Origin of the sequence: Bacteroides sp. 1_1_30 (assembly GCF_020982715.1) — a bacterium.
Taxonomy (GTDB): domain Bacteria; phylum Bacteroidota; class Bacteroidia; order Bacteroidales; family Bacteroidaceae; genus Bacteroides; species Bacteroides xylanisolvens.
The window spans coordinates 35,230-51,429 of record NZ_JAJKHN010000024.1 but is presented as its reverse complement, the minus strand read 5'-3'; the positions used below and the strand labels follow the sequence as shown (position 1 = coordinate 51,429).

Here is a 16,200-nt window from a genome sequence, read left to right as displayed (position 1 = left end):
CGTAATAAATTTGGCGTTCGCTAAAGTAGGAAGTCTGACTTTGGCTTCCTTGGTTTTGATACTTACTTCATTTCCTTAAATAGGTTAGAATAGATATTATAGCAGATTGATAAAAAATAGAATCTGTAATTCGGGTAATAATGTCAGTAATTCATCTACATACAGTCTCTTTATTTCACCCTATTTTTGCAACGTAGAAAATAGATAATCAATTCTTTAATTATTAAAACACAAGAGATATGAAACGGATTTTATTATTAACAACTGTATTTATGATGATGCTTGGAACTAGTTTTTCTTCTGCACAGACAGATGCAGATAACTTTTATAAAAGTGATTTGGTAAGTGTGGAGAAAGTTTCTTTTTCCAACCAGTATAAAATGAAGGTAGCCGGAAATTTGTTTCTGCCTAAGAATATGAAAGAAGGGGACAAATACCCTGCAATCATTGTCGGACATCCAATGGGAGCTGTCAAGGAACAGAGCGCGAATCTTTACGCAACGAAAATGGCCGAACGGGGTTTTGTAACACTCTCCATAGACCTGTCTTTTTGGGGTGAGAGTGAAGGCGAACCGCGTAATGCTGTTCTGCCGGAAGTTTATGCGGAAGACTTTAGTGCCGCAGTTGATTTTTTAGGTACCCGTCCATTTGTTGACCGGAATCTGATTGGAGTAATCGGTATTTGCGGTAGTGGAAGTTTTGCTATCAGTGCAGCGAAAATAGACCCTCGCCTTAAAGCCATTGCGACAATCAGTATGTACAATATGGGTACGGCTAGCCGTAACGGGTTAAAACACTCATTGACATTGGAACAGAGAAAGCAAATAATGGCTGAAGCGGCAGAACAGCGTTATGCTGAATTTTTAGGTGGAGAAACTCAATATACAGGTGGCACCGTACATCAACTGACAGAAAAGTCCAGTCCGATTGAACGGGAGTTCTATGAGTTCTACCGTACACAAAGAGGAGAATTTACCCCCGACGGAGCAACTCCTATGACCACCACTCATCCTACACTTTCAAGCAATGTGAAATTTATGAATTTCTATCCTTTCGAAGATATTGAGACTATTTCACCCCGCCCTATGTTTTTCATCACCGGTGAAAATGCCCACTCACGTGAATTTAGTGAAGACGCTTACCGATTGGCCGCCGAACCTAAAGAACTGTATATAGTACCCGGCGCCGGACACGTAGACCTTTACGACCGTGTAAGCCTTATACCATTTGACAAGCTGGAATCTTTCTTCAAGGAGTATCTGAAGAAATAGTGATAACAGGAAGTGTAAATGTAACTTTTGAAATAACAGATTAAAGAATAAACTAATGGAACAAATAAGAAATAAAGAATATGGAGGCGAACGTCCTCTGTTCGCGACCCACGACCTTCAACTGGAAGATGTAACAATTCACGCCGGTGAATCTGCGTTGAAAGAATGTAGTAATATTATAGCAATCAACTGTCGCTTTGAAGGAAAATATCCTTTTTGGCATACCAACGGATTCATTGTGAAAAACTGTCTCTTTACAGAGGGAGCCCGTGCTGCTCTATGGTACTCTCAAAGTCTGCAAATGGCAGATACCTTGGTAGAAGCACCGAAGATGTTCCGTGAAATGGACGGAATAAAACTCGAAAACGTACAGTTGCCTAATGCTTTGGAAACGTTTTGGTATTGTCGTAATATAGATCTGAAGAACGTACAGATTGATAAAGCGGATTACCTTTTTATACACAGTGAGAATATTAAGATACAAAACTATGCCCAAAACGGGAACTATTCGTTCCAATATTGCAAGAATGTAGAAATCCGTAATGCAGTTATCAACTCCAAAGATGCTTTCTGGAATACGGAAAATGTGACAGTCTATGATTCCGAGCTGAACGGAGAATATCTGGGATGGCATTCTAAAAACTTACGTTTGGTAAATTGCAAGATTTCGGGGACTCAACCGCTTTGCTACGCACATGATCTGGTGATGGAAAATTGTACGATGGCGGAAGATGCTGACCTTGCTTTTGAAAACAGTAGTGTGAAGGCAACGATTAAAAGTCCCGTTCATAGCGTAAAAAATCCTCGTACGGGAAGTATTGTTGCCGAAAGTTTCGGAGCAATCATTTTGGACGAAAACCTTAAAGTGCCGGGAAATTGCGAATTGAAACTTTGGGACGATCTAACCTGTTTTAATTGAAATATGAAGTATAATTTCGATGAAATTATTCCACGCAGAGGAACGAATTCTTATAAATGGGATTCGGCTGAAGATGCGGATGTATTGCCGATGTGGGTAGCTGATATGGATTTCCGTACGGCTCCCCCTGTCGTGGAGGCATTGAAGAAACGGGTGGAACATGGGATTTTCGGTTATGTACGTGTACCTGATGCATACTACGAGGCTGTTGTAAATTGGTTTGCTCGACGGTATGCCTGGCGGATGGAAAAAGAGTGGATTATTTACACCACCGGTGTTGTGCCGGCAATATCTGCTGTTATTAAAGCATTGACACTGCCCGGAGATAAAGTAATGGTGCAGACACCTGTATATAACTGTTTTTTCTCCTCTATCCGTAATAACGGATGCGAGATGATTGCCAATCCTTTGGTATATAGAAACAGGGGCTATCAGATTGACTTAGATGATTTGGAGCGGAAAACTTTAGACCCGAAGGTCAAACTTCTGTTGTTATGCAATCCGCACAATCCTGCCGGAAGAGTGTGGAGCAAGCAAGAATTAAGGCGGATAGGTGAGATTTGTCTTCGAAATAATGTGTTTGTGGTTGCGGATGAAATTCATTGTGAATTGGTATTTCTGGGGCATGAATATACTCCTTTTGCTTCTATATCAGAAGAATTCCTACTGAACTCGGTCACTTTTGTTTCGCCTAGCAAAGCCTTTAATTTGGCAGGACTTCAGATAGCCAATATCATTTCTGCAGATGCCGATGTGCGGGTGCGGATAAATAAAGCGATTAATATGAATGAAGTCTGTGATGTGAATCCTTTTGGAGTGGAGGCGTTGATAGCTGCTTATAATGAGGGTGAAGAATGGCTGGAAGAACTTAAAATCTATTTGTTTGCGAATTACATCTATTTAAAAGGTTATTTCGAGACCTATCTTCCGGAATTTCCTGTAATGATGTTGGAAGGTACGTATTTAGTTTGGGTAGATTGTTCGGTTCTGCATCAGGCGTCAGAGGAAATAGTCAAAGACTTGTTGAAGAAAGAAAAACTTTGGGTGAACGAAGGCAGCTTGTATGGAGAGGCTGGTGAAGGATTTATCCGTATCAATATTGCCTGTCCGCGACAGCGGTTGATAGATGGATTAAACAGATTGAAGCGGGCTTTGAAATAATAAAATAATTGTCAGTTTATTGAGAAATCCCCCTTCTCACTCCCCGTAAATACGAATGAAAAGAAGTAATATGGAAAGTCTGAATTGTTCGAAAGGGAATACGGTAGGTATTGTTGTTGCCTATTTTCTCATTTATGTAGTCTGGGGCTCCACCTATTTTTTTATCGGTGTGGCCTTGAAAGACTTTTCGCCTTTCCTTCTCGGAGCACTCCGGTTTACGGCTGCCGGGATTATACTTCTGGGAATCTGTTATTTGCGGGGAGAACAAATTATAAAGAAAAGCTTGGTAAAACGTTCCGCCGTTAGTGGCATTGTATTGTTGTTTGTAGATATGGCTGTCGTTATGTTGGCGCAACGTTATCTGACCAGTAGCCTTGTAGCCATTATCGCTTCTTCCACGGCTCTTTGGATTTTGCTGTTGGATGTCCCGATGTGGCGTACTAATTTCCGTAATCCACTTACTATAATGGGAGGTTTGATTGGTTTCGGAGGGGTAGTGATGCTTTATGCAGAGCAACTCAATGTCAGATGGTTACATTCGTATAGTGAGCGTGGTATTCTGCTCCTTATTTTCGGGTGCATATCCTGGGCTTTGGGAACGCTATATGCCAAATATCGTTCTTCTCGTGAAGAAAAAGTGAATGCTTTTGCCGGTTCTGCCTGGCAGATGCTTTTTGCCAGTGGAATGTTTTGGCTTTGTGCTGTTATCAATGGAGATGTCCGGGAGGCCGATTTGCGTGAAGTCTCGGTTACAAGCTGGCTCTCCCTGCTTTATTTAGTCTCTTTCGGTTCTTTACTGGCATATTCGGCATACGTTTGGCTGTTGAAAGTGCGTCCGGCTGCGGAGGTAGGGACACATGCTTATGTCAATCCTTTTATTGCTGTTCTTTTAGGAGTCTTTTTAGGAAACGAACAGGTTACTTTTATTCAGGTTTCCGGTTTGCTGGTTATTCTGTTGGGAGTGATGTTGATAAGTCGGAAGCGTAAAGCGCAATAAATAGAAAACGATGTACATCTTATATCATTTCGATAATATAATTCCTTATATTTGTATCAGGATGAATAAACCAATAATTTGAGAAATGAAAACAGAAAAAGAAAAAATGTTGGCGGGAGAAGTTTATGATTGTGCTGATAATGAGTTACTGACCAGATGGCATAAAGCAAAGCAGCTTCAACAGGAGTATAATAATACTCTCACTACTGATGCAGGTAAAATTTCTGATTTATTAGATGAATTAATCGGTTCAAGGGGGGATAATGTCTGGATTAGTGCTCCTTTCTTTGTGGACTATGGTGAGAATATTTATATCGGGAAGAATGTAGAGATTAATATGAATTGCGTTTTTCTTGATTGTAACAAGATTGTTATCGGTGATAATTCGGGGATTGGGCCGGGAGTACATATTTATACTGTTTTTCATTCTACAAAGGCATTGGAAAGAACCTCTGAAAACAGTACTTTTTGGAAGTCACAGACAGCTCCGGTGATTATTGGCAATAATGTGTGGATTGGTGGAGGATGCATCATTCTTCCGGGAGTAACTATTGGCGATAATACAACTATTGGGGCAGGGAGCGTTGTCACAAAGTCTATTCCGGCCAATGTGCTGGCGGTTGGCAATCCGTGTAGAATCCTTAAACAGATAGAGGATTGACGCTTCTTTAATATTCGTATTATCTCGTCAGTAAAAAAGTCACTTGTAATGCTATGTTAAGCACTTCCCGTTCATAACGTAAAAAATACCAGAACGGGGAGTATTAGGGAGAAATGTGTTGATCTAATAATGACGCTATCTGTATTTAAAATGTCAGGTTTGCGTGCGGAATTTATTAGGAGTCATCCCGACAATTCGTTTAAACATTCGGCTAAGATGTTGTGGATACTGGAATCCGATTTCGTAGGCAATCTGACTCGTTGTTTTATCTGAAGACAAGAGTTGTTCTTTTGCCAGTTCAATCATTTTATCCTGAATATATTCGGAGACGGTTTTACCAGTTTGCTTACGAATCATATCGCCAAAGTAGTTGGGAGAAAGAAATACTTTGTCGGCAAAGTATTTGACCGATGGCAATCCTAAATGTTGCGGAGCATCTCCTTCAAAATATTCATTGAGCAGATGTTCGAAGCGGACGATAATATCATTGTTAACTTTGTTTCGGGTTTCAAACTGCCGTTCGTAAAAGCGCATACAGTAATCAAGCAGCAATCTGATATTGGTACAGATGAGGCGGCGACTGTGTCTGTCGATAGCATGGTTTAGTTCGATTACTATTTTTTGCAGGCAATCCATTACTATCTGTCGCTCTTCTTCAGAAAGATGGAGTGCTTCATTGGTTTCGTAAGAGAAGAATGAGTAGTTTTTTATTTCTTGTCCGAGGCTGGTGCCTCGTATGAGGTCGGGATGGAATAGGAGGCCGTGCGCATTGGGCTGAATGTTTTGGATTAATTCCAAATCAGTAATTTGCCCGGGGCCAAAACAGACAATGGTTCCGTCTTGATAGTCATAATATTGACGACCGTATTTAATATCACCGCATTTTACATTCTTCAAGAATAGCGCATACACTTCATAGCGAAACCATGCGCGTGTAGGCCATGTGGTGGACTTGGTGAGATCGATGATGCTGACCAACGGATGTTTGGTTTCAAGTCCGAATATTTCGTTATAACGATTCACGTTATCTATTACAATCATTTCGTCTTTATAATTCTCTTCCATAGCGTTGTCTGCTTTTAGTAGGTTACAAATATAATTCTTTTATCCATAAAATTAGTTCTCCATCTTCAAAATCCATGATTGGGGTATAAATATCCGTAAATCGTCTACATTCGGGGTGGATGATTCCCAGTAACTTTGTTATCGGTAATTTAATACTGAAATTCGAACTATCATAAGTTATCAAGATGAAAAAGTTACTGATTGCTTTTCTATTGTTTGCTGCCGCTATTTCGGCCAGCATCATTAAACCGGTTGAGCGGCTTGCCACCGAAAATAATAAAGTACGGTTGTCTCGCATAACAGTCGATTCGGCACGACTGGAAGAATATAATGCTTATCTGAAGGAAGAAATCGAAGCCTCAATGCGATTAGAACCAGGTGTGCTGGTACTCTATGCCGTAGCGGAGAAAGAACGTCCCCACCATGTGACAATTCTTGAAATTTATGTTGATGAAGCAGCTTATAAAAGCCATATTGCTACGCCTCATTTTCAGAAATATAAAAAAGAAACGCTTGATATGGTGCAGTCGCTCGAACTGGTAGATACCACTCCACTCATTCCCGGGCTGAAGATTAAGTAAATTGAATCAGTAATATTGGTTTCTATATCCGTAATTTGTATCATAAAGAGTTGGAACAGAATAGCTAACTTTGCATTATCAGAGAGTTCATAAATAATAAACCATACGTAGTTATATGAGAAAATTGTTTTTTATTATTGTAACAGCCATCGGAATGATGCAAATCCCGATGCAATCTATAAATGCACAGAATATGAAAAAAGAAGAAGTACCTCAAAACATCAGCGCATTTCCGGTAGGAAAAGCGAATACAGGATTCGAACAATATTTCACGGGTAGATCTTGGCTGGCACCGCTGACTGGTAACAAAGACTTGAATGTACCCATGTCCAACGTTACTTTTGAGCCTGGCTGCCGGAATAATTGGCACAGCCATACGGGTGGACAACTCCTGATTGCCGTCGGCGGTGTGGGATATTATCAGGAACGTGGTAAAGCGGCGCGCCGTTTACTTCCCGGTGATGTGGTTGAAATTGCTCCGAACATCGAACATTGGCATGGCGCCGCTCCCGATAGTTGGTTCTCACATCTGGCTATCGGATGCAATCCGCAGACCAACCAGAATACATGGTTGGAACGAGTGGATGACCAACAGTATGCCGAAGCAACGAAAGGTAACGTAGCAATCGGACTGCAAGCTACCGATCCTGAATTGGACGATATATTTAGTAATTTTACAAAAGAAGTGCAAGAATACGGTGCACTGGACATTAAAACCCGTCTTATGGTAACATTGGCATCCAATATTGCTTCACAAGCGCAGGCCGAATACCGCATCACACTCGAAAGCGCACTTAATGAAGGCATTGCTCCGATAGAAATAAAAGAAATCCTTTACCAGTCAGTAGCCTATGCGGGCATGGCTAAGGTCAGAGATTTTATCGGTATCACCAATGATATATTGCTCGCCCGTGGCGTGCGTCTTCCTTTGGAAGGACAATCGGTTGTATCATCCGAAACACGTTTCAATAAGGGACTGGAATTGCAGAAATCCATATTTGGTGAACGGATAGAACAGATGCATAAGAACGCTCCCGACAATCAGAAGCACATCCAACGTTACCTCTCCGCCAACTGTTTCGGCGACTATCAGACACGTAGCGGACTGAATGTAAAGACCCGCGAACTGATTACATTCTCGATACTTGTTTCTTTAGGCGGCTGTGAATCGCAGGTAAAAAGTCACATACAGGGAAATGCCAACGTAGGGAATAATAAAGATACGTTGCTGGCAGTCGTAACGCAACTCTTGCCATTTATTGGTTATCCGCGCACACTCAATGCCATAGCCTGTCTGAACGAAGTGATTCCGGAAAAGTAATAAAGACATTGATGCATCCCCAAAGATAACGATTAAAATCTATCCGGGACTTGACAAACGCTTTTTAATGTTATATATTTGTAGTCCGGGAAAGTATGAAACGAATGAATACTGAATGAAAAAACAGACGGAATATGGATATGAAATGGATGGAAAATAGTATAATATTACAACGAACTTAGCTCATTCCCTTAGCTTATACTAGGGGATAAGGCAACAGATATAGCCCAAAGGCTGCGAACTTTACAGAGTTCGCAGCCTTTTTTGTAACCTATTATTGAATATATTTTTGCAAATTCAGGTTTTAAAGTTTATAATAAACAGGGGGGACGTTTATAATAAACGGTCACAGTATTTATTAATAACGCTCTTTATGTTTATGTGGTAGGTTGTTATCTTTTTTGTATAACCTTTCTCTAAAGGATAGAAACTTGTGTGGTTGTGATAATAATAATTGATATATTGACTGGGTAATTTAATTTTATAAAATATAGTTTCTCCACTATTCTTGTTATTGTTACTCTATGTTATCTATCAGCTTTGTTTTGAAATGCACTTTGAATACCTGTTTTTATCTGTCGGAAACTTTGCAGGACGAGATAATAAAACCTCATATTTGATGATCGATTCACTGCAAGATTTGTTATCTTTGCAAAGGTTTCATTTATAAAGAGAAGAAGTTATGGATATCATGGACCGTTTGAAAGGGCCTCGGCGCAATCTGCCTATCGGGATACAAAGTTTTGAGAGACTTCGTCGCGACGGCTATTTGTATGTTGACAAAACAGCATTTGTCTACGAACTTGCCTCAACGGGCAATCCGTATTTCCTTAGCCGTCCGCGTCGTTTTGGCAAAAGTCTGCTGCTTTCTACGCTGGAAGCGTATTTCTGTGGAAAGAAAGAGCTTTTTGAAGGACTTGCCATTGAACAGCTCGAAACAGAATGGAACGAACACGCTGTATTGCATCTTGACCTTAATGCCGAGGATTACTCTGAAATAGAAGGATTGAGAAACGGACTCGAATTGCAACTTCGTAGTTGGGAAAAAGTCTATGGAACCAGTGAGGAAGGTTTGAGTTATTCCGGTCGTTTCATGCAAGTTATCAAAGAGGCTTATCGACAAACAGGTCGTGGCGTAGTTGTTCTTATTGACGAGTACGACAAACCGCTGCTTCGCTCCATGCATAATCCGGAATTACAAGATAAGTTCCGCGAAATGCTCACCGCTTTTTATACTGTACTGAAATCAGCAGACCCCTGGTTGCGCTTCGTCTTTATCACCGGAGTGACCAAATTTGCTCAAATGGGTATATTCAGCACTCTCAACCAACTGATCGATATCAGCTTCGACCCGCAATACAATGCCCTTTGTGGTATGACCCGCCCGGAAATTGAAGCCAATTTCGTCCCGGAACTGGAACGGTTGGCAGAAAGGAACGGTTTGACAAAAGAAGACTGTATGGCATACCTTACTCGTATGTATGACGGATATCATTTCAACTATGTCCGTAAGGAAGGTATGTACAACCCGTTCAGCATACTGAATGTGCTTAGGAGCGGGATGTTTGAGAATTACTGGTTTGCCAGCGGAACACCTACTTTCCTAGCCGAAATGCTGAAGAAGACCCATTATGATTTGCGTGAACTGGACGGATTGGAAGTAACTGCCGCCTCTCTTACCGACGACCGTGCTGACGTAAACAACCCTGTGCCGATGATTTATCAAAGCGGCTATCTGACCATTAAAGGATATGATACAGAACTGCGTCTCTACAAGCTGGGTTACCCCAATGATGAGGTGAAGTATGGCTTTCTTAATTTTATCACTCCGTTTTATACCTCGTTGGATGAATCGAAAGCCCCCTTCTATATCGGACAGTTTGTAAAAGAACTAAGGGCAGGAGATGTTGAGGCTTTCCTCACCCGTCTTCGTGCGTTTTTTGCCGATTTCCCCTACGAACTGAATGATAAGACAGAGCGTCACTATCAAGTGGTATTCTATCTTGTTTTTAAACTACTGGGGCAGTTTATTAACGCCGAAGTGCAAAGTGCCCTGGGACGTGCTGACGCTGTGGTGAAAACAGCAAATGCTGTTTATGTCTTCGAATTTAAGCTAAACGGTACCGCAGAAGAAGCATTGGCGCAGATTGATAATCGCGGCTATCTCATACCTTATACTACTAATGGTTGCCATATAGTGAAAATAGGTGCAGAGTTCAGTAAGGAAGAACGTAATTTAAGTCGATGGTTAGTAGAGGAAGAAGGATAGTAGGGAATTGATAATAAAAGTATAGTATATAATTTCAAACCCAAAAAGTAACGCCCAAACGGTAAAACAGCATCCGTTTGAGCGTTTTTTTTAGAAATCTTTTTGGAAGGACGAGGAAGGAAACGATAGCTTATATCTTCCATTACTCCGTTCCCTATGCGATATAGACGTTGATTTTAATGTTTCCTTTGACAACTCCCGGTCGATGTTCTATTTTTCATATTTTAGATTGCTCGAAAACACAATAGATGTTAATTGGCTACCAGGCTTGCGAACTAATTTTTAATATGATATGTTGTTTAAAGTGAATAACGAATTAAAAAATGAACTAGAAAGTTAGATATGGACAAATAAAGCATTTCTAATGATTTAGCAGATAAAACATTACATTATAAAACTTATGATTATGAGAAAATCGATTATTTTATTAGCCTTGATATTGGGTGGACTTACAGCAAATGCCCAATCAGTTGTAGAAGGTACAAAAGTAACAGACAATTGGTCTGTGGAAGTCAATGCCGGTGCAATCACTCCCCTTACTCACAGTGCTTTCTTTAAAAGTATGCGTCCTGCTTTTGGAGTGGGAGTTTCCAAGCAATTAACTCCTATCTTCGGTTTGGGATTCCAAGGAATGGGATACATTAATACTACTCCGAGTAAAACATCTTTCGATGCTTCCGACGTCAGCGTATTGGGTAAAGTCAACCTGATGAACCTGTTTGCTGGTTACAAAGGCGAACCCCGCTTGTTTGAAGTGGAAGCCGTTGCAGGAATGGGCTGGTTACATTATTATGTGAATGGTGATGGAGATCAGAACACTTGGTCTACCCGTTTGGGATTGAATTTCAACTTCAACTTGGGCGAAAGCAAAGCATGGACATTGGGTATCAAACCTGCCATTGTGTATGATATGCAAGGCACTTACCCCGAAACAAAGAGCCGTTTCAATGCCAATAACGCAGGTTTCGAATTGACAGCCGGATTGACATATCACTTTAAGACAAGTAACGGAACACATCATTTTGCAAAAGTGAGAGTGTACAACCAAGCTGAAATTGACGGATTGAACTCTTCCATCAATGCGCTTCGTTCGGAAGTGAACAACAAAGACGGTCAGATCAGCAACGCCAACCAGCGCATCAACGGACTGCAAGAAGAACTTGAAGCCTGCCGTACAAAGGTTGTTCCAGTAGAGACAGTAGTGAAAACTGCCCGTGTACCCGAATCTATCATTACTTTCAGACAAGGTAAATCATCCGTTGATGCTTCGCAACTTCCTAATGTGGAACGTGTAGCTTCATATATGAAGAAATATCCTGATTCAAAAGTAGTTATTAAAGGATACGCTTCTCCGGAAGGTAGTGTGGAGGTCAACGCAAGAATCGCTGCTGCACGTGCAGAGGCTGTAAAAACTATCCTTGTTAATAAATACAAGATTAATGCATCCCGCATCACTGCTGAAGGTCAGGGAGTAGGTGACATGTTTACCGAACCGGATTGGAACCGTGTAAGTATATGTACGATTGAAGATTAAACAGATAGATTACATAAATAGAATAAAGAAGGCTGCCCAAAAGGCAGCCTTTGTTGTATGTACTGGTTTTATAGATAAGCGGCTTATTTTTGAATATCCTGAAAGATTAGTAAACAGATTTCTTTGTACATTACATAAAATAGCTATTTTTGCAAGTATTGTTCATGCGCGTTCTGTGTTGAGTGTGCAAATATCAACCATTAAAAACTGTATTATGAAGAGAGTATTCGTTTTTCAAGATTTTAAATCGCAGAAATTCTGGAGTATAGAGGTAGTCGGAACAGATGTTACTGTAAATTATGGTAAGCTGGGGACTGACGGACAAACACAAGTGAAAAACTACGCAACTACTGAAGACGCTGAAAAGGCTGCCAACAAACTGATTGCAGAGAAGACAAAGAAAGGTTATGTGGAAACTGCCGAAGAAACTGCACGTGGAATGAAAGTGGAAGCTAAGAAATATACATTGAGTTATGATGAGTATGAAAACGATGTGAAGCTTTTGGATAAGATATTGAAAGACAAGCATCTCTCTGAATATAAGCAAATAACGATTGGCTGTTGGGATTATGAAGGTGATGACTGTTCGGCTTTGTTACAAGGCCTCATTGAAAATAAGGACAAGTTTGCGCAGATAGAAGGCCTGTTTTGGGGTGATATTGAACAGGAAGAACAGGAGATCTCATGGATTGAACAAGCCGATCTTAGTCCGCTGCTCGATAGTATGCCTAAATTGAAGGATCTGAAAATAAAAGGAACAAACAACCTGCGCTTGGGAAGAACTTCACGTCCGGAGTTGCGGTCGCTGGAAATAATTAGTGGTGGTCTGCCTACTGAAGTGGTAGAGGACATTCTTGCTTCTGATTTTCCCAATCTGGAAAAACTGATTCTATATGTTGGTGTGGAAGATTACGGATTTGAAGGTGACATTGAGATCTTCCGTCCGCTTTTCTCCAAAGAGCGTTTCCCGAAGCTGACTTATCTGGGGCTTGTTAACTCTGAAGAACAGGATAGTATTGTAGAAATGTTCCTGGAATCGGATATTCTTCCTCAACTTGAAACTATGGATATTTCGGCCGGTACTCTGAAAGATGAAGGTGCACAGTTGTTACTGGATAATATGGATAAAATCGCTCACTTGAAGTTTATCAATATGCGCTATAATTATTTGAGCAAGGACATGAAGAAACAGTTGCAGAACCTTCCTATGAAAATAGACATTGCCGAAACCGAAGAGGCGGATGAATATGATGGTGAATTGTGGTATTACCCGATGATTACAGAATAGGAGATGCAGATAATCGTTGTCAGCAACTCTTTATCCAAACGTATAGAATACTTTGTTGAAGCAGGTAAGCACTTGCAGACAGAAGTTTGTTTTATGACTTATGAGGAACTTTTTAGCTGCTTGCCGCTATTGCGGCAGGCAGTTATCAAACTGGAACCCTGTGTAAGTGATGAAACTGATTTCCTGAAATATGCACTGTTGAATCAGGCATATAAGGAGACATTGCAACGTTTGAGTGAGATGAGCCTGCCTGATGATGTGTGCTTTTTAAATACTCCTGATGCTTTGTTGCGTGCTCTTGATAAAAAGGAAACAAAAGAAGTCTTGATGGACAAAGGGCTGAAAGTGACTCCGATGTTACCGTCTCCACACTCTTTCGATGAGTTACGGCAGCTTCTTGCCGATTGTGGTAGAGGATGCTTTTTAAAACCCCGTTATGGTTCGGGTGCGGGAGGCATTATGGCGATTCGTTATCAGCCCAACCGGAATAAGTGGATAGTCTATACTACGCTGCGGCAAGTGGACGGAGTGATTCATAATACCAAACGAATCAATCGTTTGAGCGTGGAAAAAGAGATCATCCCGTTGGCAGAAGCTGTGATACAAACAGAAACGATCCTCGAAGAATGGATTCCTAAAGCACAATTGCAAGGAGAAAATTACGACCTTCGGGTAGTGTGCCGGGAGTCTGAAATAGATTATATCGTTGTGAGATGCAGTAAAGGAAGCATAACGAATTTACACCTGAACAACAAGGCGCATTGGTGGAATGAATTGTCTCTATCCGAAGAGGTACGACAACAAATCTATTTTCAATGTCAGGAAGCTGTGCAATCCTTGGATTTGCGTTATGCAGGAGTAGATGTATTGATAGAAAGAGGGACGGATATTCCTTATATAATAGAAGTCAACGGACAAGGAGACCATGTTTATCAGGATATGTTTGTTCATAATTCTATTTATACTCAACAAATAAAAAACATAAAAAAGAAATATAACCATGCAAATAGATGAACTGCCGGCTGGCGAACAGACCCGTCATCCGGATCTGGATATGAATCAGGTGGTGGGTACTCATGATATATTGATGCTTTGCTTTGACACCTTGCGGTATGATGTCAGCAAAGAGGAAGAAGCGGCCGGAAGAACGCCTGTACTGAACAGCCATGGAGGAGAATGGGAGAAAAGACATGCTCCGGGAAATTTCACTTACCCGTCTCATTTTGCCATCTTTGCCGGATTTCTGCCTTCTCCGGCAGAACCTCATTCGTTGCGTAGCCGTAACTGGTTGTTTTTCCCCGTGCAAGCGGGTACAGGACGTATTCCGCCCAAAGGAAGTTATCCATTTACAGAAGCGACTTTTGTGCAGAGTCTTGCCCATACAGGCTATGAAACGATTTGTATAGGTGGCGTAAACTTCTTTAGCAAGCGTAATGAGCTGGGGCGTGTATTCCCCGGTTACTTTACTAAAAGTTATTGGCTGCCTACCTTTGGATGCACAGCACCCGATAGTACTGAAAAACAGATTGATTTTGCATTGAAAAAACTAGAAAATTATCCGGACGACAAACGGATCTTTATGTATATCAATTTTTCTGCTATCCATTATCCGAACTGTCATTATGTGGAGGGTAAAATGAAAGATGATAAAGAATCACATGCGGCTGCCCTGCAATATATTGACAGTCAGTTACCTCGTTTGTTTCAGGCTTTTCAGAAACGGAGCAATACGCTGGTGATTGCTCTTTCCGATCATGGCACTTGTTATGGTGAAGATGGGTATGAATACCATTGCATATCTCACGAAACGGTTTATACAGTCCCTTACAAACACTTTATTTTAACGAAACAATGAATCAACCGCTACCACGATATGTAGACTATATGTATAGCTATCCACATAAAACTGCCTATCGTCCTTTTCCATCTCCGGTTTCGCTGCTTCCTTATCTGGAACAGGTGGAAGGGCAGAAGGCATCACTCTATTTTCATATTCCTTTTTGTAGTCATAAATGTGGATATTGTAACCTGTTTTCTCTACAAACCAATCGTGCGGATTATATCGCAACTTATTTGGAAACCCTTCATAAGCAGGCACAACAATTGTCACCTCTCACCACCGGACTGATATTTGACAGTTTCGCCATTGGAGGAGGTACACCGTTGTTTCTCACCGTTTCCCAACTGGAATACTTATTGGAGACGGCTGCCCTGTTCGGAGTGCATCCCTCACATGCTTTTACTTCCATAGAAACCTCACCGGAGTATGCTGATCCTGCTCGTTTGACATGGTTGAAACAGGCAGGAGTGGCTCGTATAAGTATCGGTATACAAAGTTTTCTCAACGAAGAGTTAACTGCTTTGAAAAGACGTCCCCGGCAAGACATGATCAATCAGGCGTTGGAAACTATCCGGAAGATGGAATTTCCTTTTTTTAATATCGACTTGATTTACGGAATCAAAGGACAAACAGTGGATAGTTTTCTCTATTCTTTGGAGCAGGCTCTTCTGTTTCAGCCTAACGAACTCTTTATCTATCCGTTATATGTGCGACAGGGAACAGCTATCACGGAGCGGGAATCTGATGATGTCTGTTTCCGGATGTATTGTGCCGCCCGTGATCTGTTGAAAGACAGAGGCTTTCTACAAACTTCGATGCGGCGTTTTATTCATCATCCGTCTACTGATGCGGAAATTTCCTGTGGAGATGAAGTGATGCTTTCGTGTGGTTCCGGCGGACGTAGTTACTTGGGTAATTTGCATTATGCCACCCGGTATACTGTTTGTCAGCGCTATATTGCCGAAGAGATAGATGACTATATGGGCACTACTGATTTTACAGTAGCTCGCAATGGATTTATTCTCTCTCAAGAAGAACGGAGGCAACGTTTCATCATTAAAAATCTGATGTATTATATGGGGCTTGATAAAGCCGAATATGAGCGTCGTTTTGGCGAATCACCGGATGATATTCCATTATTCCGGCAACTGGCAGAACGGCAATGGATAGAAAGTACAGATGACCGCATTTGTCTTACTTCCGAAGGAATAGGATATTCTGATTATATTGGTCAGTTGTTCATTACTCCTGAAATAAGAGGGCTGATGGAAACTTATTCTTATTGAACGAAAT

14 protein-coding genes are annotated in these 16,200 nt (G+C 41.1%); 13 read left to right on the top strand and 1 reads right to left on the bottom strand.

Going from position 1 to position 16,200, the window contains the following annotated elements:
- The first annotated feature begins 239 nt into the window (after positions 1–239).
- The 5 genes from LPH68_RS09195 (at position 240) to LPH68_RS09175 (ending at position 5,009) form a co-directional block, all read left to right on the top strand.
- Positions 240–1,271, top strand: coding sequence for an alpha/beta hydrolase (locus LPH68_RS09195; protein WP_004317701.1), 1,032 nt, complete (start codon positions 240–242; stop codon positions 1,269–1,271).
- 55 nt (positions 1,272–1,326) lie between these two features.
- The gene (locus tag LPH68_RS09190) at positions 1,327–2,190 is read left to right on the top strand and encodes a DUF3737 family protein (RefSeq protein WP_004317703.1); all 864 of its coding nucleotides are present in this window, start codon (positions 1,327–1,329) and stop codon (positions 2,188–2,190) included.
- 3 nt (positions 2,191–2,193) lie between these two features.
- Entirely contained in the window at positions 2,194–3,351 is a 1,158-nt protein-coding gene (locus LPH68_RS09185; RefSeq protein WP_151922918.1) for a MalY/PatB family protein, read from the top strand.
- Positions 3,352–3,421: 70 nt separating this feature from the next.
- Complete coding sequence (locus LPH68_RS09180) at positions 3,422–4,348, top strand: EamA family transporter (RefSeq protein ID WP_004317707.1); 927 nt, start codon at positions 3,422–3,424, stop codon at positions 4,346–4,348.
- An 85-nt stretch (positions 4,349–4,433) separates the two neighbouring features.
- On the top strand, positions 4,434–5,009 hold the full coding sequence (locus tag LPH68_RS09175) for a sugar O-acetyltransferase (RefSeq protein ID WP_004317709.1): 576 nt from the start codon (positions 4,434–4,436) through the stop codon (positions 5,007–5,009).
- Positions 5,010–5,162: 153 nt separating this feature from the next.
- Here LPH68_RS09175 and LPH68_RS09170 read toward each other — a convergent pair whose 3' ends face one another.
- Positions 5,163–6,074: an AraC family transcriptional regulator gene (locus LPH68_RS09170; RefSeq protein WP_151922919.1), complete on the bottom strand. Its 912-nt coding sequence runs from the start codon at positions 6,072–6,074 to the stop codon at positions 5,163–5,165.
- A gap of 185 nt (positions 6,075–6,259) precedes the next feature.
- Between LPH68_RS09170 and LPH68_RS09165 the strand changes: the two genes are divergently transcribed.
- From LPH68_RS09165 to LPH68_RS09130, 8 genes are all read left to right on the top strand, one after another.
- Positions 6,260–6,655 (top strand): putative quinol monooxygenase, encoded by a 396-nt coding sequence (locus LPH68_RS09165; protein WP_151922920.1) that lies wholly within the window; start codon positions 6,260–6,262, stop codon positions 6,653–6,655.
- A 115-nt stretch (positions 6,656–6,770) separates the two neighbouring features.
- Complete coding sequence (locus LPH68_RS09160) at positions 6,771–7,976, top strand: carboxymuconolactone decarboxylase family protein (RefSeq protein WP_015532894.1); 1,206 nt, start codon at positions 6,771–6,773, stop codon at positions 7,974–7,976.
- 682 nt (positions 7,977–8,658) lie between these two features.
- Positions 8,659–10,245, top strand: coding sequence for an ATP-binding protein (locus tag LPH68_RS09155; RefSeq protein WP_087323149.1), 1,587 nt, complete (start codon positions 8,659–8,661; stop codon positions 10,243–10,245).
- 400 nt (positions 10,246–10,645) lie between these two features.
- A complete protein-coding gene (locus tag LPH68_RS09150) occupies positions 10,646–11,779 on the top strand; it encodes an OmpA family protein (RefSeq protein ID WP_192923068.1) in 1,134 nt (377 codons plus the stop codon).
- Between the two features lie 214 nt (positions 11,780–11,993).
- Positions 11,994–13,067, top strand: coding sequence for an STM4015 family protein (locus tag LPH68_RS09145; RefSeq protein WP_151922921.1), 1,074 nt, complete (start codon positions 11,994–11,996; stop codon positions 13,065–13,067).
- 3 nt (positions 13,068–13,070) lie between these two features.
- A complete protein-coding gene (locus LPH68_RS09140) occupies positions 13,071–14,081 on the top strand; it encodes an STM4014 family protein (RefSeq protein WP_151922922.1) in 1,011 nt (336 codons plus the stop codon).
- Positions 14,068–14,922 (top strand): STM4013/SEN3800 family hydrolase, encoded by an 855-nt coding sequence (locus LPH68_RS09135; RefSeq protein ID WP_015532890.1) that lies wholly within the window; start codon positions 14,068–14,070, stop codon positions 14,920–14,922. The genes LPH68_RS09140 and LPH68_RS09135 overlap by 14 nt, the downstream gene beginning before the upstream one ends.
- Complete coding sequence (locus LPH68_RS09130) at positions 14,919–16,193, top strand: STM4012 family radical SAM protein (RefSeq protein ID WP_151922923.1); 1,275 nt, start codon at positions 14,919–14,921, stop codon at positions 16,191–16,193. Before LPH68_RS09135 ends, LPH68_RS09130 begins: the two co-directional genes overlap by 4 nt.
- Positions 16,194–16,200: the final 7 nt, after the last annotated feature.

Excerpts from the sequence above, each read along its gene's own strand:
- LPH68_RS09150 (WP_192923068.1), top strand. The coding sequence starts at position 10,646 with ATGATTATGAGAAAATCGATTATTTTATTAGCCTTGATATTGGGTGGA.
- LPH68_RS09135 (WP_015532890.1), top strand. The coding sequence starts at position 14,068 with ATGCAAATAGATGAACTGCCGGCTGGCGAACAGACCCGTCATCCGGAT.
- LPH68_RS09185 (WP_151922918.1), top strand. The coding sequence starts at position 2,194 with ATGAAGTATAATTTCGATGAAATTATTCCACGCAGAGGAACGAATTCT.
- LPH68_RS09175 (WP_004317709.1), top strand. The coding sequence starts at position 4,434 with ATGAAAACAGAAAAAGAAAAAATGTTGGCGGGAGAAGTTTATGATTGT.
- LPH68_RS09190 (WP_004317703.1), top strand. The coding sequence starts at position 1,327 with ATGGAACAAATAAGAAATAAAGAATATGGAGGCGAACGTCCTCTGTTC.
- LPH68_RS09130 (WP_151922923.1), top strand. The coding sequence starts at position 14,919 with ATGAATCAACCGCTACCACGATATGTAGACTATATGTATAGCTATCCA.
- LPH68_RS09195 (WP_004317701.1), top strand. The coding sequence starts at position 240 with ATGAAACGGATTTTATTATTAACAACTGTATTTATGATGATGCTTGGA.
- LPH68_RS09165 (WP_151922920.1), top strand. The coding sequence starts at position 6,260 with ATGAAAAAGTTACTGATTGCTTTTCTATTGTTTGCTGCCGCTATTTCG.
- LPH68_RS09140 (WP_151922922.1), top strand. The coding sequence starts at position 13,071 with ATGCAGATAATCGTTGTCAGCAACTCTTTATCCAAACGTATAGAATAC.
- LPH68_RS09155 (WP_087323149.1), top strand. The coding sequence starts at position 8,659 with ATGGATATCATGGACCGTTTGAAAGGGCCTCGGCGCAATCTGCCTATC.
- LPH68_RS09145 (WP_151922921.1), top strand. The coding sequence starts at position 11,994 with ATGAAGAGAGTATTCGTTTTTCAAGATTTTAAATCGCAGAAATTCTGG.
- LPH68_RS09170 (WP_151922919.1), bottom strand. The coding sequence starts at position 6,074 with ATGGAAGAGAATTATAAAGACGAAATGATTGTAATAGATAACGTGAAT.
- LPH68_RS09160 (WP_015532894.1), top strand. The coding sequence starts at position 6,771 with ATGAGAAAATTGTTTTTTATTATTGTAACAGCCATCGGAATGATGCAA.
- LPH68_RS09180 (WP_004317707.1), top strand. The coding sequence starts at position 3,422 with ATGGAAAGTCTGAATTGTTCGAAAGGGAATACGGTAGGTATTGTTGTT.